The sequence below is a fragment of the Enterococcus sp. SB12 genome, assembly GCF_030910025.2.
GTDB lineage: Bacteria > Bacillota > Bacilli > Lactobacillales > Enterococcaceae > Enterococcus_B > Enterococcus_B faecium.
In genome coordinates this window covers 641,003-666,225 of record NZ_CP175675.1, presented here as the reverse complement: position 1 = coordinate 666,225, position 25,223 = coordinate 641,003, and the positions used below count along the sequence as shown (strand labels likewise).

24 protein-coding genes and 2 pseudogenes are annotated in these 25,223 nt (G+C 37.5%); 12 read left to right on the top strand and 14 right to left on the bottom strand.

Annotated features, from left to right (window positions below; genetic code table 11):
• Positions 1-9 precede the first annotated feature (9 nt).
• Positions 10-1,095 carry an ABC transporter ATP-binding protein gene (locus RBL01_RS03195; protein WP_002287039.1) on the bottom strand — a complete coding sequence of 362 codons (1,086 nt, stop codon included), beginning with the start codon at positions 1,093-1,095 and terminating at the stop codon, positions 10-12.
• 16 nt (positions 1,096-1,111) lie between these two features.
• On the bottom strand, positions 1,112-1,654 hold the full coding sequence (locus tag RBL01_RS03190; RefSeq protein WP_002287040.1) for a helix-turn-helix domain-containing protein: 543 nt from the start codon (positions 1,652-1,654) through the stop codon (positions 1,112-1,114).
• A gap of 257 nt (positions 1,655-1,911) precedes the next feature.
• Between RBL01_RS03190 and RBL01_RS03185 the strand changes: the two genes are divergently transcribed.
• The 6 genes from RBL01_RS03185 to RBL01_RS03160 all read left to right on the top strand — a co-directional run bounded on the left by RBL01_RS03185 (position 1,912) and on the right by RBL01_RS03160 (position 6,551).
• Positions 1,912-2,901, top strand: coding sequence for an oxidoreductase (locus tag RBL01_RS03185; protein ID WP_010728841.1), 990 nt, complete (start codon positions 1,912-1,914; stop codon positions 2,899-2,901).
• The gene (locus RBL01_RS03180) at positions 2,898-3,635 is read left to right on the top strand and encodes a phosphopantothenate--cysteine ligase (RefSeq protein ID WP_002293460.1); all 738 of its coding nucleotides are present in this window, start codon (positions 2,898-2,900) and stop codon (positions 3,633-3,635) included. Before RBL01_RS03185 ends, RBL01_RS03180 begins: the two co-directional genes overlap by 4 nt.
• Positions 3,632-4,183 (top strand): phosphopantothenoylcysteine decarboxylase, encoded by a 552-nt coding sequence (coaC, locus tag RBL01_RS03175; RefSeq protein ID WP_002317935.1) that lies wholly within the window; start codon positions 3,632-3,634, stop codon positions 4,181-4,183. The genes RBL01_RS03180 and coaC overlap by 4 nt, the downstream gene beginning before the upstream one ends.
• Before the next feature lie 15 nt (positions 4,184-4,198).
• Positions 4,199-4,831 (top strand): ECF transporter S component, encoded by a 633-nt coding sequence (locus RBL01_RS03170; protein ID WP_002317936.1) that lies wholly within the window; start codon positions 4,199-4,201, stop codon positions 4,829-4,831.
• 84 nt (positions 4,832-4,915) lie between these two features.
• Positions 4,916-5,563: an NAD(P)-binding oxidoreductase gene (locus RBL01_RS03165; RefSeq protein ID WP_038809315.1), complete on the top strand. Its 648-nt coding sequence runs from the start codon at positions 4,916-4,918 to the stop codon at positions 5,561-5,563.
• Positions 5,564-5,567: 4 nt separating this feature from the next.
• Positions 5,568-6,551, top strand: coding sequence for an NAD(P)H-quinone oxidoreductase (locus RBL01_RS03160; protein ID WP_002287048.1), 984 nt, complete (start codon positions 5,568-5,570; stop codon positions 6,549-6,551).
• Positions 6,552-7,010: 459 nt separating this feature from the next.
• Here RBL01_RS03160 and RBL01_RS03155 read toward each other — a convergent pair whose 3' ends face one another.
• Entirely contained in the window at positions 7,011-8,525 is a 1,515-nt protein-coding gene (locus RBL01_RS03155) for a flavocytochrome c (RefSeq protein WP_002287050.1), read from the bottom strand.
• A 137-nt stretch (positions 8,526-8,662) separates the two neighbouring features.
• Here RBL01_RS03155 and RBL01_RS03150 point away from each other — a divergent pair, with 137 nt between their 5' ends.
• Positions 8,663-9,469 (top strand): hypothetical protein, encoded by an 807-nt coding sequence (locus RBL01_RS03150; RefSeq protein ID WP_002330881.1) that lies wholly within the window; start codon positions 8,663-8,665, stop codon positions 9,467-9,469.
• 174 nt (positions 9,470-9,643) lie between these two features.
• Here RBL01_RS03150 and RBL01_RS03145 read toward each other — a convergent pair whose 3' ends face one another.
• From RBL01_RS03145 to RBL01_RS03125, 5 genes and pseudogenes are all read right to left on the bottom strand, one after another.
• Entirely contained in the window at positions 9,644-10,213 is a 570-nt protein-coding gene (locus RBL01_RS03145) for a GNAT family N-acetyltransferase (RefSeq protein WP_002317941.1), read from the bottom strand.
• Positions 10,214-10,295: 82 nt separating this feature from the next.
• Positions 10,296-12,359: a bacterial Ig-like domain-containing protein gene (locus tag RBL01_RS03140; RefSeq protein WP_010728843.1), complete on the bottom strand. Its 2,064-nt coding sequence runs from the start codon at positions 12,357-12,359 to the stop codon at positions 10,296-10,298.
• 266 nt (positions 12,360-12,625) lie between these two features.
• Positions 12,626-14,104 (bottom strand): annotated as a pseudogene (locus RBL01_RS03135) (helix-turn-helix domain-containing protein).
• A gap of 297 nt (positions 14,105-14,401) precedes the next feature.
• On the bottom strand, positions 14,402-15,337 hold the full coding sequence (murB, locus tag RBL01_RS03130) for a UDP-N-acetylmuramate dehydrogenase (protein ID WP_002287058.1): 936 nt from the start codon (positions 15,335-15,337) through the stop codon (positions 14,402-14,404).
• Between the two features lie 72 nt (positions 15,338-15,409).
• Positions 15,410-16,330 carry a Gfo/Idh/MocA family protein gene (locus RBL01_RS03125; protein ID WP_002327714.1) on the bottom strand — a complete coding sequence of 307 codons (921 nt, stop codon included), beginning with the start codon at positions 16,328-16,330 and terminating at the stop codon, positions 15,410-15,412.
• Positions 16,331-16,442: 112 nt separating this feature from the next.
• Between RBL01_RS03125 and RBL01_RS03120 the strand changes: the two genes are divergently transcribed.
• Together RBL01_RS03120 and RBL01_RS03115 are read left to right on the top strand one after the other, a co-directional pair.
• The gene (locus RBL01_RS03120; protein WP_002293820.1) at positions 16,443-17,195 is read left to right on the top strand and encodes an exodeoxyribonuclease III; all 753 of its coding nucleotides are present in this window, start codon (positions 16,443-16,445) and stop codon (positions 17,193-17,195) included.
• 739 nt (positions 17,196-17,934) lie between these two features.
• On the top strand, positions 17,935-18,468 hold the full coding sequence (locus tag RBL01_RS03115; protein ID WP_307780852.1) for a 3'-5' exonuclease: 534 nt from the start codon (positions 17,935-17,937) through the stop codon (positions 18,466-18,468).
• 488 nt (positions 18,469-18,956) lie between these two features.
• Here RBL01_RS03115 and RBL01_RS03110 read toward each other — a convergent pair whose 3' ends face one another.
• The 4 genes from RBL01_RS03110 to RBL01_RS03095 form a co-directional block, all read right to left on the bottom strand.
• A complete protein-coding gene (locus RBL01_RS03110; protein ID WP_002287063.1) occupies positions 18,957-19,481 on the bottom strand; it encodes a GNAT family N-acetyltransferase in 525 nt (174 codons plus the stop codon).
• A complete protein-coding gene (gene tsaE / locus RBL01_RS03105) occupies positions 19,474-19,947 on the bottom strand; it encodes a tRNA (adenosine(37)-N6)-threonylcarbamoyltransferase complex ATPase subunit type 1 TsaE (protein ID WP_002287066.1) in 474 nt (157 codons plus the stop codon). The genes RBL01_RS03110 and tsaE overlap by 8 nt, the downstream gene beginning before the upstream one ends.
• A 122-nt stretch (positions 19,948-20,069) precedes the next feature.
• A complete protein-coding gene (pta, locus tag RBL01_RS03100) occupies positions 20,070-21,050 on the bottom strand; it encodes a phosphate acetyltransferase (protein WP_002287068.1) in 981 nt (326 codons plus the stop codon).
• Positions 21,051-21,202: 152 nt separating this feature from the next.
• On the bottom strand, positions 21,203-21,883 hold the full coding sequence (locus RBL01_RS03095) for a uracil-DNA glycosylase (protein WP_002287070.1): 681 nt from the start codon (positions 21,881-21,883) through the stop codon (positions 21,203-21,205).
• 125 nt (positions 21,884-22,008) lie between these two features.
• Between RBL01_RS03095 and RBL01_RS03090 the strand changes: the two genes are divergently transcribed.
• Together RBL01_RS03090 and RBL01_RS03085 are read left to right on the top strand one after the other, a co-directional pair.
• Positions 22,009-22,878 (top strand): Cof-type HAD-IIB family hydrolase, encoded by an 870-nt coding sequence (locus tag RBL01_RS03090; RefSeq protein WP_002287072.1) that lies wholly within the window; start codon positions 22,009-22,011, stop codon positions 22,876-22,878.
• Positions 22,879-22,903: 25 nt separating this feature from the next.
• Positions 22,904-23,419: an LURP-one-related/scramblase family protein gene (locus tag RBL01_RS03085; protein WP_002291449.1), complete on the top strand. Its 516-nt coding sequence runs from the start codon at positions 22,904-22,906 to the stop codon at positions 23,417-23,419.
• 271 nt (positions 23,420-23,690) lie between these two features.
• On the opposite strand, the gene RBL01_RS03080 is transcribed toward RBL01_RS03085, so the two are convergent.
• Both RBL01_RS03080 and RBL01_RS03075 read right to left on the bottom strand, forming a co-directional pair.
• A complete protein-coding gene (locus RBL01_RS03080; RefSeq protein WP_010728846.1) occupies positions 23,691-23,984 on the bottom strand; it encodes a hypothetical protein in 294 nt (97 codons plus the stop codon).
• Positions 23,985-24,375, bottom strand: a pseudogene (locus RBL01_RS03075) (hypothetical protein).
• Positions 24,376-24,514: 139 nt separating this feature from the next.
• Between RBL01_RS03075 and RBL01_RS03070 the strand changes: the two are divergent.
• Entirely contained in the window at positions 24,515-25,009 is a 495-nt protein-coding gene (locus RBL01_RS03070) for a hypothetical protein (RefSeq protein ID WP_002327711.1), read from the top strand.
• Positions 25,010-25,223: the final 214 nt, after the last annotated feature.

Here is a 25,223-nt window from a genome sequence, read left to right as displayed (position 1 = left end):
TTGTCCCCCCTATTCTTCGTAGCTGTCAAGACGTGCATCGAATTCTTCTTCAGACTCGTTGAAACGCATGACATGGATATCTTCTGGCTCAAAGGCCAATCCTACTTTGCTTCCTTCTTTAGCTTTTTTCGTTGAATGGACCATCCATTCATTTTGCTGTTCATCATAACAGATGATTTCATAATGGACACCACGAAACAGCTGAGTATCGACCGTTACGACTAGTTTTCCTTTATCTGGTGTCGTGATCGTCAAATCCTCTGGGCGTAAAACAACTTCAACTGGTTCATTTAGACGCATCCCGCCATCGACACATTCAAATTGCTTACCAACAAACTCAACTAGATTATCTTCGATCATTACACCGTCCACGATATTGCTCTCCCCAACAAAATCAGCAACGAAATGATTGATTGGCTCATCATAAATATCTACGGGTGTACCACTTTGGACGATTTTCCCTTTATTCATGACAAAAATCTCATCACTCATTGCCAACGCTTCTTCTTGGTCATGAGTAACAAAAATAAACGTGATTCCTAATCGTTGTTGCAGATCCCGCAGTTCATACTGCATATCTGTACGTAGTTTCAAATCAAGCGCCGATAACGGTTCATCTAGTAGCAATACTTTCGGTTCATTTACAATTGCTCGTGCAATCGCTACACGCTGTCTTTGACCACCAGACATTTCACTGATCTCCCGTTTTTCGTATCCAGGAAGCTGGACCATACGCAAAGCATCTTTTACCTTCTTTTCGATATCTGATTTGGACATTTTCTTGATCTTCAATCCAAAAGCAACGTTATCAAAAACATTCATATGAGGAAAAAGTGCATAATCTTGGAAGACTGTATTTACTTGTCGCTTATTAGCTGGCAAATCATTCAACCGTTTCCCTTCAAAATAGATGTCCCCTTCTGTAGCTTCGGTGAATCCAGCTATAATACGTAGGATCGTTGTTTTGCCACAGCCGGAAGGACCAAGCAGTGTATAAAATTTTCCTTGTTCGATCTCAAAACTTACTTTTTTTAATACTGTTTCATCATCATAGCGTTTCACTACTTGATCAAATGAAATGATTGGTTTCCCCACGTTTTTACCCCCTATATTACAAATATGATTGCGTTGCAACAATCAATACTTTTGTTCGTTTTTTGAGATGATTCCTTAATTGATGTTGTTTTGTCGCTTGATAATAGATCGACTGTCCTGCTTTTGCCACATAGACCGTCTCTCCTAAGCTTAACTCTAATTCCCCTTCTAATACAAAAATAAACGTTTCAGATAATGAAGGTTCAAACGTCTTATATTCTCCTGCACCTTCAAAAGTCAGCAAGACAGGCTCCATTTCTTTTTCATTCGAATCAGCCACGAGCCATTCCAATTCATACCCGTTTTCTTCATCGAAATAAACCGTATGATCTTCTTTTGAATAAACCACTTGCAGATTCGCTGCTTCTTGATGAAAAAATTCTTCTGGAGTCACACCTAAGACTTCAAGAATAGAAAAGAATGTTTCCATTGATGGTGAACTTAAATCTCGTTCCAACTGGGAAATATACCCTTTTGACAAATCTGTGCGTTCGCCTAGTTCTTCTTGTGTCAAATTCTTTTGGATGCGCAAATTTCTTAACTTCTCACCAATTTCCATAATTTCCTCCGAATCGAAGTTTTCTAATAGTAAACTTCCTGTTTACTACCACTCGTATTAGTATACGAAATTTATTGAAAAAGGCAACCCTTTGTAAAATTTTTTTTGCTGAATATTTCTTTATCTTTTGGAATAAATTCTAGTTGTTTGATTTTTTATTTTTCACCTAATTTTTGTCTAAATTTACGGAAGAACAAGAATAAAAGAGTAGGCTTTATGGTATGATAAAAGAAAATTTTAAAAGGAGTGTCTCACGAATGAACGCTTTTCGATCTTTTCAGGTAATAAAGGAACCTATTTTCCATACAGCAATCAGTGATCTGCCATTTACTGAATTGGCTGAAAATGAAGTCTTGGTAAAAATTGCCTATTCTGATGTCAATTATAAAGATGCATTGGCAATGAGCGAATCTGGTCAGGTGATACGAACCTATCCGATGACTCCAGGGATTGATTTATCCGGAATTGTCGTCCAAAGTAACAATCCACGTTTTTCAAAAGAAGATCTTGTACTTGCTACTGGTTTTGGGCTTGGTGTCACCTATCCAGGCGGTTACAGCCAATACCAAAAAGTACCAGGAGACTGGTTAGTCCCTCTACCGAAAAATATGACACTGCGTCAAGCGATGATTTTTGGTACAGCAGGGTTTACTGCTATGTTATGTGTGAACGCTTTAATCCGCCAAGGTATGACCTCTGATAAAAAAGTTGTCGTTACTGGTGCTTCTGGCGGTGTAGGCAGTACAGCGATAGCCCTGTTACATAAACTAGGATTCCAGTCAATCATTGCCTTTTCCAGAAAAGAAGAGTCTGTCACATGGCTAAAAAGTCTAGGTGCTTCTCAAGTCGTACGACCTGATGAATTTCTGCCAGAGACAACAAAAGCTTTAGGAAAACAGCAAATCGACTATGTCATCGACACAGTAGGTGGCGAGCAGCTAAGCAGTCTTCTTCCATTGATCTCTTATAACGGTGCAGTAGCTTTATGTGGCAATGCTGGAGGAATCAAACTAAACGCGACTGTCTTGCCTTTTATTCTGCGAAACATCCAGTTGATTGGAATTGATTCTGTCAATGTACCAATAGATCAACGTCTTTCTTTATGGCAACAGATGGCGGATTTGCAGATTGCAGATGAACTGGTCGTCCAAGAGATTACTCTGTATCAATTGCCTGAAACAGCATCTAAACTACTTGCTGGAACACACCAAGGAAGAACACTAGTAAATGTAGGTGACCATAAATGAAGATTCTAATCACAGCTGGAGGAACGACTGAAAAAATCGATCAAGTACGTGCTATTACAAATCATTCGACAGGACGATTAGGGCAAGCATTAGCTGATTATTTAGCTGCCAATCCGGATACCACAATCGATTACGTGACTACGAAACAAGCACTGAAACCGAAAAGACACTCCAATATAACGATTTATACGATCGAATCTGCACTGGACTTATTTTTACAATTAGAAGCACTAACGAAAAAAGAACACTACGATGCGATTATCCACAGTATGGCAGTCAGTGATTTTACTCCTGCTTTTAGTTTTTCAGAAGAACAGCTGGCAAAAAACCTACCCACTTCTTCAACGCAAGAAGAACTGGACAATTGGTTTGCGGAAAATGAACAGACAGATACCACTGTTTCAAAGATCTCTTCTGACACCGAGCATCTTGTGCTCGTTTTGAAGAAAACACCAAAAATCATTTCTTATCTACGTGAATGGCAGCCAAAAGCAAAAATCATTGGTTTCAAACTATTAGTAGATGTACCAAAGGAATCTCTTCTGGCAGTCGCAAAAAATAGTCTGATAAATAACAAAACTGATTTTATTTTCGCAAATGATTTGACGGAAATCCATGGCGAGACACACCACGGCTATCTCTTATCTAAAGATGGAACAGTGGAAGAAGCTCAAAGTAAATCTGAGATTGCTGCATTGATTACTGAGAAAATTAGACTGGAGGAATCAAAATGAAAAAGATCTTACTAGGCGTTACTGGAAGTATTTCTGCTTACAAAAGCGCTGATCTTACAAGTCAATTTGTCAAATTAGGTGCCCAGGTAGATGTGATTTTGTCTAAAAGCAGCACACATTTTATCACGCCATTAACCTTGCAATCTCTGTCGAAGCGCGCAGTCCATACAGACGTCATGCAAGAATCAAATCCGCAGGTAATCAATCATATCGAACTAGCAAAACAAGCTGACTTGTTTCTCATTGCGCCTGCTACAACAAACATTATCGGCAAGCTAGCAAATGGCATTGCAGACGATCTTCTTTCAACAGTCGCAATGGCGCTTCCAGTGGGAACACCAAAATTGATTGCCCCTGCCATGAACACGAATATGTATCAAAACCCGATCACTCAGCGTAATCTGGAAACATTGAGATCTGTCGGCTATCAGGAAATTGAACCAAGAGAATCTCTTTTAGCTTGTGGAGATTTTGGAAAAGGTGCCTTAGCTGATATTCAGACGATCATCGAACAGGTCATGCTGACTCTTAATGAAAGAAATGCTTAGAAAAAAGGAGTACTTATGAAAAATACAAAAAACTTTACATTAACTGCGATGTTTTTAGCTATTTTGATTTTATTAGCTGTTACGCCTTTAGGTTTTATCCCTATCGGTCCAATCCATGCAACAACCATGCATATTCCTGTAATCATTGCTTCGATCGTTTTAGGACCAAGACTAGGTGCTTTTCTTGGCGGTACATTTGGACTGATCAGCATGATCCGTAGCACAGTTATCCAAACACCTTTGTCTTTTGTCTTTTCTCCGTTTATCCCAGTCATCGGAACAGAACATGGAAGCTGGAAAGCCTTGCTGATCGCGTTTATTCCTCGTATCTTGATTGGGGTGGTTCCTTATTTCGTTTATAAAGGTCTGCGCAAACTAATGAAACAAAAAGCAGATTCCGTTTCTTTATTCTTAGCTGGACTTTCCGGTTCATTGACCAATACGATTTTAGTGATGAATATGATCTACTTTTTATTCCAGCAAGATTATGCCAAAGTCATCGGAACAAATTTAAATGCTGTTTATTCAGCTATTCTAGCGGTTATTTTTACAAGTGGTATACCTGAAGGAATCGTCGCAGGTCTTGCGACTGCAGCAGTATGCAATGTCTTGTTAAGATACTTCAAGCACCCTTCTCTTACTAACTGATAGTCATCGTAGCCGATCTCTGATTTTTTTCTCTTTTGGTGTTACTATTGAATGGAAAGATTTGACGTCGAAAGGATGATCCAAATGAAAATTTTTGTTGTAGGTGCAAACGGACAAATTGGCCGACACCTGATAAAAGATTTAGCTCCAAGTTCCCATGAAATTTTTGCAGGGGTGAGAGATGTTGCTTCCCAAACATTAGTAAAAAAAGAGAATGTTTCGTATATCTCTTTTGATTTAACTTGGTCCGTGGAAAAAATGACCGAAGTATTCAAAGGCATCGATGTATTGATTTTTGCTGCCGGCTCTCAAGGAAAGAATCTTCTGCAAGTAGACTTGGATGGCGCAATCAAAACAGTGATCGCAGCTGAAAATGCGCATGTCTCTCGCTATCTGATGGTCAGTGCTGTTTATGCAGATGAACCAGCAAAATGGCCTGAGTCCATGACAGATTATTATATTACTAAACATTATGCAGATGAATGGCTGAAACGAACTAACTTAGATTTTGTCATTCTTCAACCAGTCACATTGACTAACGATGAAGAAGTTACTTCCATTCAATTAACTAAGCCTAATGAAAAGGCATCAAAAACGATCACTCGCTCTACAGTTGCTGCTGTACTTGCCGCTCTAGTGGAAGAAACGGATATTTCTCGTACGACTCTAGTACTTTCTGAAGGTAGCAAAGAGTTGAATACAGCATTCCAAGAATGGGCAAAGGAGGAATAGATCCATGCGTGCCATTTCAATCAAGCATCCTGGTTCTGTAGATGTATTAGAACAAATTGAAGTGCCTGTTCCTAAACCAAAACAAGGCGAATTACTGATCAAAGTCCATACAGCAGCTGTCAATCGAACAGATATTATGAAAAGAGAATCAGTCTCTTTGAAACCTCCCTACCCTATTTTGGGAGTCGAAGTAGCTGGAGAGGTAGTTGAGAATAAAAGTGATATCTCCACTTTTACTCCTGGGACAAAAGTATACGGATTAGTCAATCTAGGTGGTTATGCCGAATATGCTGTGATGCCTGCCGATCGTGCAATCCTTCTCCCTGATACGCTAGACTATGTTTCTGCTGCTGGAATCTCAGAAGTTTTTTTGACTGCTTATCAAACACTTTACTGGCTTGGAAAATTACAAGAAGGCGAAACTGTCTTGATCCATGCAGGAGCAAGTGGTGTGGGAACAGCAGCGATCCAATTAGCTAGACAGCTTTCTCACGCGAAAATCATCGTTACTGCAGGATCAGAAGAAAAACTCGCCTTTTGTAAAGAACTTGGTGCAGATGAATTGATCAACTATAAAAAACAAGACTTCCAAGAAGAGGTACGAAAAATCACTGAAGGTCGGGGAGTCGATGTTATTTTGGATTTCATCGGCGCTTCTTACTGGGAAAAGAATTTAGCTTCTATAGCCGTTGATGGACGTTGGGTCTTGATTGGTATGCTAGGTGGGACCATCGTGCCTGAGATAGACCTTGGTGTATTGATTGGGAAACGTGTCCAACTGCTTGGTACATTATTGACACCTAGAAGTGATCAGTATAAAGCAGAGCTCGCACAAACTTTTATGCAAAAAGCTGGGCCTTTTTTAGAAAATGGCAAGATTCGGCCAATCATTGACCGTACATTCCAATTCAGCGCAGTCAAACAAGCGCATGAATATATGGAAGCAAACAAAAACATCGGAAAAATCATTTTGAAGATAACTGAATAAAATCATGCTGATCAAAAAAGAGGCTGGGACAGAAGCGTTTAACTCCAAGAAATAAGAAGAAATTCACGAAAATTGCTTTTCAAATTTTTGTGAATTCCAGCTTATTTCCGAAGGAGTTTCTTCTGCTTCCGCCGTTTATACGTGTTTAGAGCGTGAGACAAAAGTGTTCTTTACTTTTGTCCCACGCTCTTTTTCCGAATAAACGGTGTTCAAAAGCTTGCATCTGCGGTAATAAGTCCAACCAAGTTAAAAACATAAGAAGCTGTTTTTACTTGGCTGTTCTTATTACTTGATGCAGGGCAGCTTTTTCACAACCTCTTCACTAAACGGTGTTCAATCAGCTGACCCTCGGTATTAGCTCAAAAAACGGCAAAATATGAGGAACTATTTTGCCGTTTGTTTCTCTAATACTCAGGTCAAAACGCTGATTTCACAACCTCTTTTTATTTACGTTCTATTTCATTCATTTTCCGAAGCAAATCGAGCTGCTTGTATGCCCGCTTGTCGCCCAAAAATAATGATCTCCGCAACTGAATTTCCACCGATCCGGTTGTTTCCATGTAAGCCACCTGTGACTTCACCAGCAGCATATAACCCCCTAATTGGCTGGTTTTCTTTATCTAATACTTCAGTGTTCGTATTGATTTTCACACCGCCCATCGTGTAATGGATTCCTGGTGCGATTTTGATCGCATAATAATTCGGAGACGATAAGTCATGTTCCATGGCTGTGGCACGGTTGAATTGAGCATCTTTTTTCTCCGCAACATCCGTATTCCATCCATCAACTGTTTTTGCTAGTGTTTCTTTTGGTAAATCGATTTTTTCTGCTAATTCTTCCATTGTCTTTCCAGTTGTGACATATCCTTTTTGGTCATAAAATTCAATAGCTGTGGCACGATCACGCACGCCTTGGTCAAAAATCAAATAAGCTGATTTTTCAGGCAATGCTGTAATTGCTGCAGATACTTTATCCCTTGTATCCATTTCATTGACAAATCTTTTCCCCTCTTGATCGACCAAGATTGCTCCTTCTCCGCGAACAACCTCACCAATCAAGACCCCCTCATCCTGCTGCACAGTTGGATGAATTTGTATTTTATCCATATCAACGGTTTGTCCGCCTAATTTTTCAATCATGGTGATACCATCTCCAGTTGATCCTTCTTGATTTGTCGTAATATAATCAGCTAAATCGGGACGATATTTTTCAATAAATTCTTTGCTGGCACCAAAACCGCCTGTGGTAACTACGATTGCTTTTCCGGTGACCTCTTTTGGTTCTTCTCCTTGAACATGTACAGTCACTTCATTGACCGTTTCCCCATTTTTCTTAATGTCTGTCACATCTGCGTTGACAAAAATAGGGATTTCCCGCTCATGGACGTTATTCAATAACCCCTCCACTAAGTATCCACCAATAGCCGAGCCATCAGACGGACGATGTGTCCTCTTTTCACTCATCCCTCCAGTGATCGTTAAGTTGTCCAGTTTGATACCGTTTTGATCTAGCCAATCGACCGCATCAGCAGAGTGATCGACAAAGTATCGAAGCATTTCTTTATCATTCGTTCCTCCACCACCTTTTAGCGTTTCTTCATAGAAGGCATCATTCGAGTCTTTGATTCCTTCTTCTTTTTGAAATTTTGTTTCTGAAGCATTCATACCGCTTGATGATTTAGATGTGTTTCCTCCGGCAACAGGCATCTTTTCCAAAATTACTGGATTCAACCCAGCATCTTTTGCTTCGATAGCTGCTGCCATCCCTGCACCACCAGCTCCAATAATCACGACATCATAAGATTCTTTCATTTCTTTTGGATCTGTATATACTTGTTCAGAAGCGCCTGATGATACTTCGGCAGATTCCTTCGTACTAGAACTTGTCTGCGCTGTATTTTTCTGATCTGCGCCGCATGCGCTCATAGCAAGAAGTGCAACGGCTGTTAATAAACCAGCAACTAATTTTTTCATTTGTATCCCCCTTTTCTCCTTATACTATATTAAGTGATTTTTTTCACAATATCAACTCTGTTTTTCTTTAAGTCATATAGCTTTGGTAAACACACGCTTCTTAGTATAATTAAGGATATACATGAAGGAGTTATTTTATGAATCATTTGAAAACCTTTTTTACGAACAGTACAAAAACTGCAGGTAGAATCACAAACGGAATCTATATTTTATTACGTATCATCGTCGTTATTATGCTAGTGGATCAGGTCTGGAACCAACACTGGGGAAATACAATGCTTTTATTACTGACACTAATTTTATTTGAAATCCCTTATTTTCTGGAAAAGATATTAAAGATACAGATTCCAAATATGCTAGAAATCATTTTGTTATCTTTTATTTTTAGTTCAACAGTTTTAGGAGAGTTAAGTGATTTTTATGGCTATTTTTCAATGTGGGATACTTTTCTACATGCATTCAGCGGATTTTTAGCTGGGGGTGTCGGCTTTTCCCTTGTTTATTTGCTCAATAAAAATACAAAAACCATGAACTTGACTCCTTTATTACTAGCGGTTGTTTCCTTCTGTTTTTCGATGACAGTTGGTGTTATGTGGGAGTTTGTGGAATTTTCAGCAGATAAATTACTGCAATTCGATATGCAAAAAGATACGATCATCCAGCAAATCAATAGTGTGGAGTTAAGTAAAGACGGAAACACTGTCTATCATGTTCCAGATATCACTCGGACAATCATTGAAAATCAAAATGCAGATGGTAAAACAGATAAAACAATCATCCAAAATGGTTACTTAGACGTGGGAATCATGGATACTATGAAGGATTTATTTGTTAATTTTATTGGAGCAGTTGTTTTCAGTGTATTTGGTTACCTCTATAGTCGAAACGATTACCAAAAATTTACGTTCATCAAGAATTTTATTCCTAAAAAAATCAAACGATAAAACATGCTAAAAAACAAGAGAAGGGGCAGTGACAATACTTTTGTCACTGCCCCTTCTTTTTTGAATGTATGGCATGCCATTAGTTATCCGATAGTATTAACTCAAAAAAGTAAGATATGAGGAATGACTATTTCGTTTTTTATCCCAATACTGAGGACTTATTTCACCATTTCGTTATTTATCTAATTTACTTAAAACCTGCATAACTTTTTCATAATCTGGATTAGGTGTGCCGTCTAGATTTTCAGCAATAAAAGTAAAACCCGTTTTTTTATAAAGAGCAATCGCCTGATGGCTCCATGTCTGTGTGTGAAGATAGATTGGTCCGTCCGTATGGAGGGTAGGAAATTCTTGCAAGACTCTGGCAGTCAATGCTTTTGCGAGCCCTTTTCCTTGGTAATCTGGTTTCACTGCTAACCAATGAAAAACCGGATACACTTGCTCTCTTGATTTTTTTCGCCAAGCGGTACAGGTTGCTACTTTTTCTCCTTTTTTTGTCTCTACAAAAAACATCCTTCTTTCAAGTTCTTCAGGATAAGGAGCAAAGTTTTGTTGAAAATACTCAAGTGCTTCATCTGTCGTTTGAAATTCCCCAACGGAAGTCTCAATCTCCGCCCAAGCAGATTCATCTTCTTTTTGATAAAATCGAAATTCAAAACCTTCCGCTAAAGGCGTGATTGGAACATTTTGTTGAAGTGGTCTTGTCATCCAGATTTCTGCGTAAGGTAACGTTTTATCTAACATTTTTCTATCCCTCCTCGTCTCCATTATGCCAAATAACATATGACTCAGCTACTTATTTGACTATAACAGATAGAGATATAAATCAGAACCAGTCATCTGCGCCAAATTCATTTCGATTAGCGTATACCCATGTTCCTGCCATACCTCGCATGAAATCTCCTAAAGCAGAAGAAGAAGGAATACCTCCACCAGGTGCGGGTGTTCCCGGACTAGGAAGTGGTACTTGCGGCTGCAGATGCTCATCGGTGGAATCAATAGTTGACAAGCGTTTTTTCTTCGTTTCCTTCTGGTCATCTGATTCATTCTGATCTTCCGACTGTTTAGCAACAAATTCTTTTTCTGATTGTTGTTTTATTTTAGGCTCTAAAATTTCATTTTCCAATCCAGAAACTTGTGGGGCCAAATGAGCTTCTTGCCTTATCGTTTTATTAGATTCTGAGATTTTTCTAGATATTCTTGCTAACTCTAGGCTTCTTGTTTGTTTTACTTTCCCTGTTGGAGAAACTGCATGAGCCATTTGTTGTTTTTTTTCTGACAAGCTTTCTTCTTGTCTTTTTTGTTCTTTTTGATCTATCTGTTTGTTTAATGGTAAAACATGTAATAGTGACTGAGCATGGAGTTCTTGGAGTGAATACGGGTCATGATAACTATACATAATCGTAAAATCACCTGTTTGTTTGGTCAAATAACCATCCTCCAATGGTACTTCATTGATTGTAACCGATACATCCTTTAACGGTACGGGTTTATCTAAGGAATTTGTTGCTGATTGGATCAACTCTTCTTTGTTTATTTTTTCGTTTGGATGAACAATAAGATTATGGCCTTCTAATGAACGATTGTCTGGTATATAAACATAAGTAAAGGTAATTTCCCCTCCTGATTGCTTCCTGTTATTCATCAGTTCTGAGTGAAGTACTTCAAGGATCTCCGACCAGTGACTTTTTCTGTCTAATCCGTTTGCTTGCATCCAATCAGAAATAGAAGTGACTTTTCCGTCTTGTTCATAAGTCGATAAATCTATATTTGGCACTCGATCAGAAAATTCAGCAGGTAGGCGCAAATCAGGAATACGATTTACACTACTCATATGTGTTTCTGCTTGAAGTTCTTTATTTGTTTGACTATCTATAAAATGAGTGATGACAGTCGATGAAGCAGCAGATGCTTCTACATAAACTGCAGCTGTTGTTTCTGCCACATTTGATGTTTTCGAGTCTATATAAGTTAATACAACGGGATATTCTCCCGGAGTTGTAGTATCTACTGTCCCGTTCATTTTGATTTCTTCTTTATTTCCTGAAGTTCCATCGCTTTTTGTTACATATTCAACAAGATCTTTAGTGGCGTAACTCTCTCCTGTTCTTAAGTGAAGATCTTTTCCTTTGATAGCTGTTTGATCAGCACGAACATGGATCACAGCAGATGCAGTCTTTGTTTTTAAAGCAATTGGATCAAAATAGGACAAGGAAATAGTAGATGTTCCTGTATTAGTCGTATCCACGATATTCCCATTGTTTGAAATTACTTTGGACATATCTCCTTGTGTTCCATCTGCGTTCTTCAGCCTTTCTACCAGATCAGATATCGAAACTTTTGTCCCTGCCAGAACATCGATTTTCTTTCCTTCAAACTGTGAATAATCTTTTTCATATACATAAGAAACTTGTGCGCTTCCACCGTCCTTTATATCTGTCAAAGCATGATTCAAAATATCAGTGATCTGTTTTAACTGATCACCTTTTGTAGGATCAGTCATATCGGAAAAGATAGAAAGCGGCACACTGCTTCCGGTTTCCGATGTCCATAATGTTTTGTTAGGAATTAACCAGTAGTGGTTTATCGTTGGAGGATAACTGACTTTATTATAGGAAGTCAATGCAGGAAGTAGCTGTTTTCCATTTGCATCAGTGAAAGTATGAGTAATAGTGATAGGGGAATCAGTGGTCTCAGAAACAGAGGTGCGTACGACCTTGATGGTTTGTGCCGTTGCCTGAACGGGTACATGCATATAGACACCTACAGATAAACTGATCAGCATCGTGCGCATCATAAACTTAACGTAGTGTTTTTCAGAACACGACCGTTCCTTATCTAAACGACAAGCGTGTTTATTTAGTTGTTTTGAACGTCTTTTTGAACACATTTATTCTTAGTCCTCCCTACTCTTGTCTAAACATGAAGTAGTAATTTTCATAAGATGATTTCATTATATAAATAAAATCAAAAGAAGATGGACTATTAGGAGAGTATTTTTTTTGATTTTTTATTGTTTCAAGAAAATCGGAATAATAACTTATGTACTTTTTAATTTTGTTAAGTAATATATCTAGTTATATCTAGTTACCTTTTCTTTGAAAAAAACATAAATCATCTAATAAATATGTGAGACAAAGCTGCCATCCATAAATACTAGCTGATTTTATCAGTTAAATGTCTATTTTTTTCTCTGATGATGATATTTCCAAAATATTCCCAGTCATCTGGAGTCGGTGGATTTTTCCAAATTATCTGTTCTTTATTAAATTTTTCAAGTAAACAATCAGATAAATAAATATTCGTACGAGAAGTGATTCGACTCTCAATCACAATATTGTAATTTTTAAATCCTTTCACTTGAGAAATAATGTAATCGGTATAAGCAGATCCTTGCGAAAAATCAATACAGACATGAATCGGTGCTTCAAAATATGATACCGGACAAATACCGACCAATAAAAAGAGATAATCATAAAATAAGCGAATCATGAAACGTTCATCTTTTCCCAAGAAATAGCGTTTATTCTCTTGTATGACCTTTTGGATTGCTGTACTGAATATTGGATACGTCTCGAAGAAAAACTGTAGCTGCTTTTTAGACGTAAAGCTAGTCATCTCAAAGTCGAATATCCAATTTTTTCGATTGACATGCATCATACCCATACGAAGTTCTTTTCGTATATATAGTCTTTCTTCTTCAGAGATTTCAATCGAAAATGGTAATTGATCAATCAATTCCACTGACATTTTTTGACTAATCATGTGGATATCATGAAAATGAGCTTCCGCAAGTCCAAATGCGCCATCTAATTCAAATTCTTCTTCCGTAATCAAAAACAACATGATATAAGAAATCTCATCAATGATCTGCTCTTTAGGGATATGAAGAAAAGAAATATGTGATAAATCCTTGATGATCTTCATTCCTTCTGAGCTCTTAAAGTATTCATCTGAAAAGAAACGTTTTCCGATTGGTTGATTCCCATAGGCCCTCAACAAACTAATAGTGGTTAGCAAATTGAATTTGATTCGTTTTGTTTCAGACAGTTTTAAATTGAACAGATATTCAAAATATTGCACGATACTCTTTGCTTCATTCATGACGCTTTCTCTAAATGGCATAGAAAAACCATTAAAGACCCCGAAATATACCCCAAATAATACGTTCCGTATGTTTATTTCTTCCCCAACTAATATGTTTTTTTTTAACTTTATTTGATGCTGTTCAAGAAAAGAGACTAATTCTCTTCTTTTTACATAGGCTCTTGATATGCTTAAAAAATGATTCTCTGCAAATTTTTCGATCGTTACTTTTGAATCCACGATCTCCGTTAACAGTCGAGCAATTTTTGATCGTTAAAAGTAGATTCTTCTTAAATTTTTGATATCCGTCAAATTCAGACGTTCGACATGGATCTCTGCTTCTTCTGAAATTTGGATCTCTGGCTTTGTTTTGAATTCAGTAAATTCTTTATTTAATTCTATGATATAATTTCTTGTTTTAAATTTAGACAAACCTAATGTTTCATATAACTTAGGTAGCACTACATAATTCTTTTTCTCAAATTCTAAATATCTAGCTAGCAGCAGTTTTTCTCTATCTTCCTCTTCTATAAGGTAATCCAACTTCATATCCTACACCTCAAAAAATGCCTCATACCAATTACTTGATATGCAGATGAAAGTTCATCTCTTCACCTATACTGATTTTATGATGGATTACGCTTGTTTTTTCATCAGTTATTCTCATTTTTTATCTTTTTTTTGAGAATATTTCAAAAAATGGAAAAATTTATGAGGAAATATTTTATATTTTTTGTTTTATTGTGTTAAAATGTACAAGATTTGCGCCATTTGCGTAAACAACCACAAAAAAGAGCAGGGCGGCCACCGTCCTGCTCTTTTACTTATTTTAAGTTCCATTACTTATTAATTGGCTAAACTTCTGCTTGTTTCTGATATTGCTTGTTTTTCTCCAATGATCCGCACTTCTGTTTCTAAAGACACATCAAATTTTTCTTTGATTACTTCTTGGATGTGCGCAATCAATTCAATATAATCTGTCGCTGTCGCATGATCGATATTGACGATGAATCCAGCATGTTTTTCAGAGACTTGTGCACCGCCCCATTTCAGGCCTTGCAATCCTGCTTGTTGGATCAGCTGACCCGTATAGTGTCCAACTGGGCGCTTAAAGACACTTCCGCATGAAGGGTATTCTAATGGCTGTTTTGATTGACGCAATTCGGTCAACTCATCCATTCTTGCTTTGATTGCTTCATAATCCCCTGTTTGCAAACTGAATCGAGCTTCCAATACGATAGCACGTAATTCTTGGACTTTACTGTGACGATAAGAAAATACCATTTCGTCTTTTGTCAAAGTTTTCAATGTTCCATCTTCAAGCAAAAGATCCACTTCAGCAAAAACATCTTTGATCTCTCCGCCATACGCACCTGCATTCATATAAACCGCTCCACCGACACTTCCCGGGATGCCGCAAGCAAATTCAAATCCAGTCAATGATTCTGCCAAAGCTGCATAAGTCGTATCAATCAGTGAGGCACCTGCTTCCGCAATGACCATCGTTCCTTTGACATGAATCTGTTTCATTTCAGTCAGCATGATGACTACACCGCGAATCCCGCCATCTTGAACGATCAGATTGCTTGCATTTCCTAATACCATCCAAGGTATATCATGGATTCGGCAATAATCGATGATTTGCTTTACTTCTTCTTGCTTTTTCGGGAATGCAAGGACATCAGCTGGTCCACCTGTTTTCGTAAACGTATAGTTCATCAATGGTTCATCAAACAATATAGTAATCGTGGCTAAGCTTTCAACTATTTCTTCTTTATTCACTGAGGATTTTCCTTTCTTTTCTCAAACGTCCTCATTATTCTATCACGCTTAATACAATCTTGCCAGTCTTGTTCAAAGTTGATGACGGTAGTGATCTTTAAGCACTTCCTCACATAATTCATGACTTCTTACAACTTCTTTTTGTTTAAGCAATTCTGTTTCCGATTTACCTAAACGGATCTGAGAAAAGAAGGCCTCTACCATTGGCTCAAACCCGCGTTTGACTAGCGTGTTTGTCCAGTCGCCAAATTCTTTCACTTTTTTTCCATCAGCATCTTGAATGACAAGCTGGGTCAGATCGTTTACTTCATAAGTACCATTTTTACTTGTTACTTGATATTTTTCTATATTAGCGCCACTTGCTAAATCCATCGTTAAAATAGCCGTTTGATTTTGTGTTTCTAATTGTAAAATGGCATATTCCAAAAATTCCTTTGTTTCTCTTATCTGGTATTTTGTTCTCAAAATAGGTTCATCTAATAAATACACAGCTGTATCAATAAGATGTAAAAACAAATCATAAAGGACGAATTCTGTCGTTTCTTTTGCCGCTATTCGATTTTTTTGCAGGTGGATCAACCGCTTATCTGGGATACATTTCAATTCTTCTACCATAGGAGCAAAGCGTCGGTTGAAACCGATCATCAAAATTATTTGGTTCTTATCAGCTAATTCTTGCAATTCACGAACTTCATTTAGATGGACACTCAGTGGTTTGTCAATATAAACATGGATACCATTTTCTAGACATTTTTTGGCTAATTCATAATGTACTTTTGTTGCTGCGTGGATCATACATGCTTCGATTTTTTCTTCTAAAAGCTCATCGATCGTTTCATATAGATGTTGGAACCCGTACTCTTTTTGAATTCTTTCTTTTGTTTCTTTATTTCTTGTTGCAAAATAAAAATCAAGTGTTCCTTGTTTTTTCGCATAAGTTGGTAAATATGCTTTTTCTGCGATATTCCCTACACCGATTACACCAATCTTCATCGACTTTCCTCCTGGATCATTTAGTTACTTTCATCTTACACCATTTTTTACTAAAATGAGGTACAATAGTATCGCAAAGGTAAGGAAATTAATTCGAAGGAGTGTGCTTTTATTGAAATTTATCTCTTGGAACGTAAACGGGCTTCGTGCCATCGTAAATAAAAATTTTTTAGAAGTTTTTCATGAGTTAGACGCCGATTTTTTCTGTCTGCAGGAAACAAAACTCCAAGCAGGACAAATTGATTTAGATCTTCCAGGTTATTATCAATATTGGAATTACGCAGAACGAAAAGGCTATTCCGGCACAGCGATTTTTGCTAAAAAACCAGCATTGAATGCCACTTACGGAATGGGTATCGATATCCATGATACAGAAGGCCGTCTGATTACTTTGGAATATTCCGATTTCTTTCTTGTAACCTGTTACACGCCAAATTCTCAAAGCGAATTAAAACGTTTAGATTACCGATTAGAATGGGAAGAAGCCTTTTATAATTATTTGGAAAATCTAAAAAAACAAAAACCAGTCATCGTGTGTGGGGATCTAAATGTCGCTCATCAAAAGATTGATTTGAAAAACTGGAAAACGAATCAAAAAAATGCTGGATTCACTCCAGAAGAAAGAGCGGCTCTTTCTCGACTGTTGGATAACGGGTTTATCGATACATTCCGTTATTTTTATCCAACCCAGGAAGGTGTCTACTCTTGGTGGAACTACCGATTCAATTCAAGAAAAAACAATGCTGGTTGGCGGATCGATTACTTTTTGACGAGCAAAGATTTAGAGCCAAGACTAGCTGATGCAAAGATCCATACGGATATTATGGGCAGTGATCATTGTCCAGTAGAATTAGATTTGAAATAAAGAGGATGTGAAAAAGTCGTTTAGTTTCGAGTATTAAGAAAAATTTTGTGAAAATGGCTTTCCACATTTTGCATAAATTTGGCTTAATACCGAGAAACTGGCTTTTGAACACCGTTTATCGAGAGGTTGTGAAAAAGCTGTCCTGCATCAAGTAATAAGAACAGCCAAACAAAAATAGCTCTTCATATTTTTCGTTTGGTTAGGCTTATTACCGCAGATGCAAGCTTTTGAACACCGTTTATTGAGAAGTTGTGAAATCAGCGTCCTGACCTGAGTATTAGAGAAACAAATGGAAAAATAGTTCCTCATATTTTGCCATTTTTTGAGCTAATACCGAGGGTCAGCTGATTGAACACCGTTTAGTGGAGAGGTTGTAAAATCAGCGTCCTGACCTGAGTATTAGAGAAACAAATGGAAAAATAGTTCCTCATATTTTGCCATTTTTTGAGCTAATACCGAGAGTCAGCTGATTGAACACCGTTTAGTGGAGAGGTTGCGAAAAAGTCGCCTACTTTCGAGTCGTAAGAAATTTTTTTGAAAATGGTTCCTCACAACTTTGCATAAATTTGACTTAATACCGAGAAGTCATGATCCCTATCTAACTCCAAATCACAAGGAATAAGTTCAAAAACTAGCTTTTTTCAACAAATATTACATAAAAAATTCTATGTTTTTTGTTAAATTTATTTGCTTTTTTCAAAAGTATGTTACAGTAATTTCCCAAGGAGGTTTTACAGAAATGAATTTTGTTGCCATGGATTTTGAAACTGCCAATCATCAGCCTTATAGTGCTTGTTCTCTTGCGCTAGTCATGGTAAAAAACAGCCAGATCGTTGATGAATTCTATACATTGATACAGCCTGAGACTCCTTTTTTCTGGCGAAATGTCCAAATTCACGGAATCCATCAAGAAAACGTACGCAATGCGCCGAAATTCCCAGAAGTCTGGCAAACTATCCAACCATATTTTCAAAAAAATCGTTTAGTCGTTGCACATAATACTGCTTTTGATACAAAGGTCTTAGCGGGATGCTTAGATTATTATCATCTTGAACAGCCTAATTATCTTTCTTTATGTACAGTGAAAAGTAGCCGTCGCTTGTTTCCTGAATTTCCAAATCATCGATTGAACACTGTGTGCGAAAATTTGAACATCCAATTAGATCATCACCATGATGCATTGGAAGATAGTCGTGCATGTGCGGAAATCCTGCTTTATCAAGAAAAAAAATTCGGGACAGATCCATTGAAAAAACTTGTGACTATAAAGTAAAAGAATACTTATGAAACACACAAAGAGGTCGTGAGCCTGCCGTTTCACTCCGAGTCACAAGGAGAAATTTCAAAAAATAGCTCCTCATGTTTATTAAATATTGTGACTGGTGACCGAGGAGCTGGCAGGAGAACACCGTATAAGGAAGAGGTTGTGAAAAAGCTGTTCTGCATCAAGTAATAAGAACAGCCAAACAAAAATAGCTTCTGATATTTTTCATTTGGTTGGACTTATTACCGCAGATGCAAGCTTTTGAACACCGTTTACCAAGATGTTGTGAAATCAGCGTTTTGATCTGAGTATTAGAGAAACAAACGGCAAAATAGTTCCTCATATTTTGCTGTTTTTTGAGCTAATACCGAAGGTTAGCTGATTGAACACCGTTTATTCAGAAAAAGGGGCTGTGACACGTATTTTGTCATAGTCCCTTCGTGTGTTTTTCTGCCTTCTCAAAAGGATGACAGTTTCTCACTCTTTTCCTATTTCTTCTATTCAATCAAATAACTCATTTTATATACATCTAAAAATTCGCCTAGATCTGTTCTTGCCCCTCTAGGCATGACCGCTTCGATTTGGAAGCCCATTTTTCGGTAAAGGTGTACGGCTCTTTCATTACGAACTTGAACGTCAAGCTCCAATCGAAAAAGTACACCCATTTCCTTCGCCCAACTGATGATTTCTTCTAGCATAAGAGTGCCTAGTCCCATTCCCCAATATTCCTGCAGAATACTGATACCGACTTCTCCCACGTGAGACAAACGAAATTGACTGTCTGCCTTGACAGATGCTGTTCCAATAATCGTCCCTTCATAGATTGCAAGCAGCAATAAATTATTATTGCTTTCGTATATATAATCCAACTCTTCTTCTAAGGTTTCTGGTGGTAACAGGAGTTCTGCTTCATCCAAAACTAAAAATTCTGTCTCCTTATTGACTTGTCCCATCATCAAAAGAATGTCTTTTGCATCTCCTGGCACTGCTTCCCGCAAGATGATCCCAACTTCTTCACTCATGATTTTCAGCCCATTTTTCTAGAATTCGCTGTTTGAAGGTTTCACTTTGCTCCCCGTATGAGATTAGTTTCACATACCGTTTTTCTAAATCTGTATCACTTTTTTCTAAAATCAGTTCCAAATAATCCTCCGGAAGTGCTTCTTCTAATAGATTTCCCCATTCGACAACGGAAAGCCCATCACCTTCAAAATATTCATCTAACCCTAAATCTGCTCCGCTAGCTGCTACCCGATAAATATCCATATGATACAACGGAATCCGTCCTTGACTATATTCTCTAATAATCGTGTATGTCGGACTTTTGATCATTTGCGTTATCCCTAATCCTTGGGCAATTCCTTTCGTCAACGTTGTTTTACCCGCACCTAGATCACCAGTCAATATCAGATTGTCACCTGGCATTGCGGAATGACCAATTGCCTCTGCGAATTGTTCTGTCATTGTTAATCCTGATAGTTCGATCATTTTTCATCTTCTCCCGCTCTTCTTTCTTTTTGCCAGTATATCGCGTAATGAAGTTTTTTTAAAGAAAAAATGAACTAGTCAAGAACAGCAGCTGCTGTTTTTGGCTAGTTCGCGTGTATTTGTTAATCAATCAATGTTTGTGCTGCTGTGATAATCGATAATTTATATACATCTTCTTCATTTGCTCCACGAGACAAATCAGAAACCGGTTTGTTCAAGCCTTGTAGAATTGGTCCGATTGCTTCAAAGTTACCGAAACGCTGAGCAATTTTATAGCCGATATTTCCTGACTGCAATTCTGGAAATACAAAGACTGTTGCTTGACCAGCTACTTCTGAATCTGGCGCTTTCAGTTGTGCAACTGAAGGAACATAAGAAGCATCAAATTGCAATTCGCCGTCGATCATGTATTGTGGCGCTAGTTTTTTAGCGATTTTAGTTGCTTCAACTACTTTGTCTACTTCTGGCGATTTCGCTGAGCCTTTTGTCGAGAAGCTCATCATTGCTACTTTTGGTTCGATATCGAACAATTCTGCTGTTTTTGCAGAATCTACGGCGATTTCAGCCAATTCTTGCGCAGTTGGATTCACGTTGATCGCACAATCCGAAAAGACATATTTTTCTTGATCTCTTCCACGTACCATGATCATCGCTCCGCTTGTCCGACTGATGCCAGGCTTTGTTTTGATGATCTGAAGTGCTGGGCGAACAGTGTCGCCAGTCGAATGGATCGCTCCAGAGACCATTCCGTCTGCAATCCCCATATACGTAAGCATCGTACCAAAGTAATTCACATCTTTTAAAATCTTTTCTGCTTGTTCTTTGGATGCCTTTCCATTTCTGCGTTCAACAAAAGTATCCACCATTTCATCCCACTTATCGTAATTATCAGGGCTGATGATCGTAAAGCTAGATGTTTTGATTCCTCTGGCATGCGCTGCATTTCTTATTTCTTCTTCGTTCCCTACTAAAATGGGTTCCACAAGTTCTTCTGCTTTCAACCGGGCAGCTGCGCCTAAAATACGAGCATCAGTAGCTTCCGGGAAAACGATTTTGATCCCACGGCGAACAATCTTAAATCTTAAACTATCAAACAATTCCACAAGATGACCTCCAGACGTTTTTATATGTATTATCATACACTATTCCAGAAAAAAAGAACAGTTTATTTTATCTGTATCAGTCAAAAATGCTGGAAAAATTAAGTTTTTCACATACAAAGCGAATTGCACTATAACAGGAAAGTGCTGTTTTATTACACTGTTTCAGGCAGTTGCCAATCAATCGGTTCTTCTCCTAACGCAAGGAGCGCATCATTCGTTTTCGAGAAGGGTTTGGAACCAAAAAAGCCACGACTTGCAGATAACGGACTGGGATGTGGAGATGTTATGATGATATGGCGACTCTTATCGATCATTTTGATTTTTTCTTGTGCCGGTTTTCCCCACAAGATAAACACGATTGGTTTTTCCCGTTCATTTAATTTTTCAATGATCGTGTCTGTTAATCTTTCCCAACCTTTCCCGCGATGAGAATACGCTTGCCCTTCCCGAACGGTAAGAACGGTGTTGAGTAAAAGGACTCCCTGTTTAGCCCATGACACTAGATTTCCATGTTGAACAGGTGCGATTCCAAGATCATCATAAAGCTCTTTATAGATATTTCTTAACGATGGCGGGATCTTTACGCCAGGTTGCACAGAAAAAGATAAGCCATGAGCTTGATTTTCTCCATGATAAGGATCTTGTCCTAAAATCACCACTTTAACTTCTTCATAAGGAGTCAATTCCAATGCTTCATAGATATGATACATATCTGGATGGATCTTTTGGGACGCATATTCTTTTTTTAAAAATTCTCTTAGATGCAGATAATAATCTTTTGAAAATTCTGAGGACAAAACTTCTTGCCAACTGTTATGAATGATTTCTTTCAAAAACTCCACCTCCTAATAAAAAGAATAACTCACATTTTCTTCAATCACAAGGGACAATCTTCACCCTCCGCACTTGATTAATATGGTAAACTAGGAACAAGAAGCAGAAAGGAACGATAATCATTATGATCAAATTAATTGCATCAGATATGGACGGCACATTATTAGATGCCCATATGAGTGTTTCTCCTGAAAATGCCGAGGCGATACGTTTTGCAAATGATGCCGGTGTTGAGTTCATGGTCGCTACTGGTCGAAACTATCAAGAAGCTCGCGCAGCTTTAGATGAGGTAGGAATCGATTGTGCGATGATCACTTTGAACGGGGCACAGGTATTTGATAAAGAAGGAAATTCATTGTTTACCGTGTCGATTCCAAATAATCAAGCAATCTCTGTTTTAGATATTCTAGATGCTAACGGTATTTACTATGAAGTAGCAACCAACGATGGTCTTTATTCTGAAAATCAAGCGAAACGAATTGAAAGTTTTGCTTCCATGGTGGCTACCCATTTACCTCACCTTACGTATAAAATGGCGATTGCCATGGCCTCAGCTAAGCTGGAGTTATTGCACATCACATACGTGGACAGTATTCGTGCTATTTTGGAAGAAAAGAATCTGGAAGTTTTAAAAATTATTTGTTTTCATACAGAAGGGCCAGCTGTATTAGGTCCAGTTGGAAAGCAGATTTCTCTTTTAGGCGATCTAGCCGTTACTTCCTCTGGTCAAAACAATATCGAAGTTAACCATAAAAACGCTCAAAAAGGAATTGCTGTTGCCCATGTCGCTCACGAGCGTGGGATTTCTTTAGAAGAAGTCATGACGATTGGCGATAACTTCAATGATGTCAGCATGCTGCAAGTAGCAGGAGTCAGTTTCGCAATGGGAAATGCAGAAATCGAAGTAAAAGATTATGCCAAATATACAACGGACACCAACCTTGAATCTGGCGTAGGAAAAGCCATATTGCGCGCGATTGCAGAAGACTTGTAGTTTTATCTAGAAAAGAGGGATATAGATGTCAGAATTTTTCATTCAGGAAAAGCAGCTTGGACGTGCAACTCGGACAATTGTCAAAAACGAAAAAGGACATTCCCTGTTTTTGATGGTTGGTCGCTGGGGAACAAAGGGCGATGCCTTGTCTCTTTATGCCATGAATGGCGATCTCGTTGCTCACATCAAGCAGATAAGCCTGACATTCGGTACGCGTTTTGAGCTGTATAAAGAGTTCGAAAAGGTGGGAACCATGCAGAAAATATTCAATTGGCCCGGTGACTTTTATTATATTCGTAGACTTCACTGGACAGTCCAAGGTGATATCTATAATCATCAATATCAAATCCATCATTTCAATCAGCAAATCATGAAAATGGATAAAGCAACACTTTTTTCAGGAGATTACTATGTATTGGATGTCTCAAATGATGAAGATGCTCCAGTTTGTATTTGTATTGCTGCGGTTTTAGATTACTGGCTCTACCGTAAAGACAAAAGCAAAGAAAAGCCTTTATCCTATCGATTTGATGTGAACTAGAAAAAATGAAAGCAAGCTAACAATAAACAATCTCCAACTCTAAGTCAAAATTAAGAATCTACGATATTGGGAGTCGTTACTTGATCGAGTAACGACTCCCAATATTTCTTATCAAAAATAGGAAATATCAAAATTCCCTTCGAGACGGAGGTATTCAAACACTCTTGATGATGAACTAAAAAAGTGCTGTTTTATCCTTCTATATTCTCATAACACATATTAAGACTTTAATCGTCCGATAGGACATCCTCCATTCGATCTGACTGTTCCTCTATATAATCCCTACATACCAAAATCTTCCTGTAGCAAAATCTTTGTCGTAAGACCAAGTTTGTAAATATAATTGCCCACAATAAATACCATCATTATATATAATTGTATTTGTTAGACCGCTTAAAGTAGCCGATCGTCTTGTGTGGTAGATAACTTTACTACCTCTGCTATTGATAGTACTCATTACTTCCTCAGCATTTAAATCATTTGTATCAGCATGGATTTTTTGTGAAAAAGCGGTTAATCCCCATATAGCCATTATTAAAATAAATAAGTTCTTAAATTTTTTCACTTATATTATCTCCTTCCTGATATTTATTTTTGAAGGAATCGGTAAAGGTAAGGAATGGTGATAAAAATATCCCTCATAATAACCTCGAGTTCCATTTGAAAGGGGCATTTCCCTATATTTTCCAAGCCAACCTCGATAGGCTCCAGATTGGAAGAATGCAACAGCTGGGGCAGGATTTCCAGTCGTTGTCCATCCGCTTGTCCAATAACGAGTCAATATAGCTTGTGGGGAAATAGTGATAAACTTCATTTGATCAAAATCAAAAATAGTAGTTTCTACAATGTGAGAAGGAGCATCCTCACCATAGCTAAAATCTTTTTCTTCAGCATGGACACAGTTATTACTTAATAAAACAGCAAAAAACAGCTAGATAAAAAACATTTTTAATCATAAAAAACCTCCATTTATATTTTTACACTTTCATTATACATTGAATTTTTATGCATACTAAACAAAACTCCAATTATATTACTATTTTTTCGCAAATATGGTAAAATATCAAAAAAAAAGAAGGTAAAGGAGAGGGACACATGAAAAAAAAGTTATTAAAAAGAACTATTTATACATCGAATTTGTTATTATTATTCATAATCAGCGGTTGCAATTCGAATTACAATAAAATAACTCATGTCACAATAGAACAAATTACAGCTAATGGAACCTTACAAACTAGAGGAACTTATATTTTAGATAATGGGTATTTAGAAATCAGTAAAGAATTTAAACAAAATATAAATTTAAATACCTCTCCAACAAAATTGTTAAGCGAAACCGATCGACTGTTACTGGCTGAAATGATTAAAGAAGACTTTCCTTCCGAAACTATTTCTACTGAAAATCCAGAGTTACTGCAAAGTTTCAACAGGAAAGTCAAAAATGGAAGAGTGGAAATCGATTCTGATAATAAAAAAACTTATCTAATCGGAAAAGATTACAAAAAGGAATTTACATGGGCAGCTGATAACCAAACAAGATTGAAAGATTCATTCGGAGTCGAATATAGTTTTACAACGGATAGCAAATAGGACTGTGACAAAAATCATGTCACAGTCCTTTATTTCGAATAAACGGTGTTCAAAAGCCAGTTTCTTCGGAAATAAGCCGAAATTTTACAAAAATTTGAGAAGCAATTTTCGTAAATTCCTTCTTATTTCTTGAAGCTGACCACTTCTGTCACAACCTTATTAAAACCTATTCAATTTTTAGTAACGTTCATTCTTCTTTACACCATTATTATTT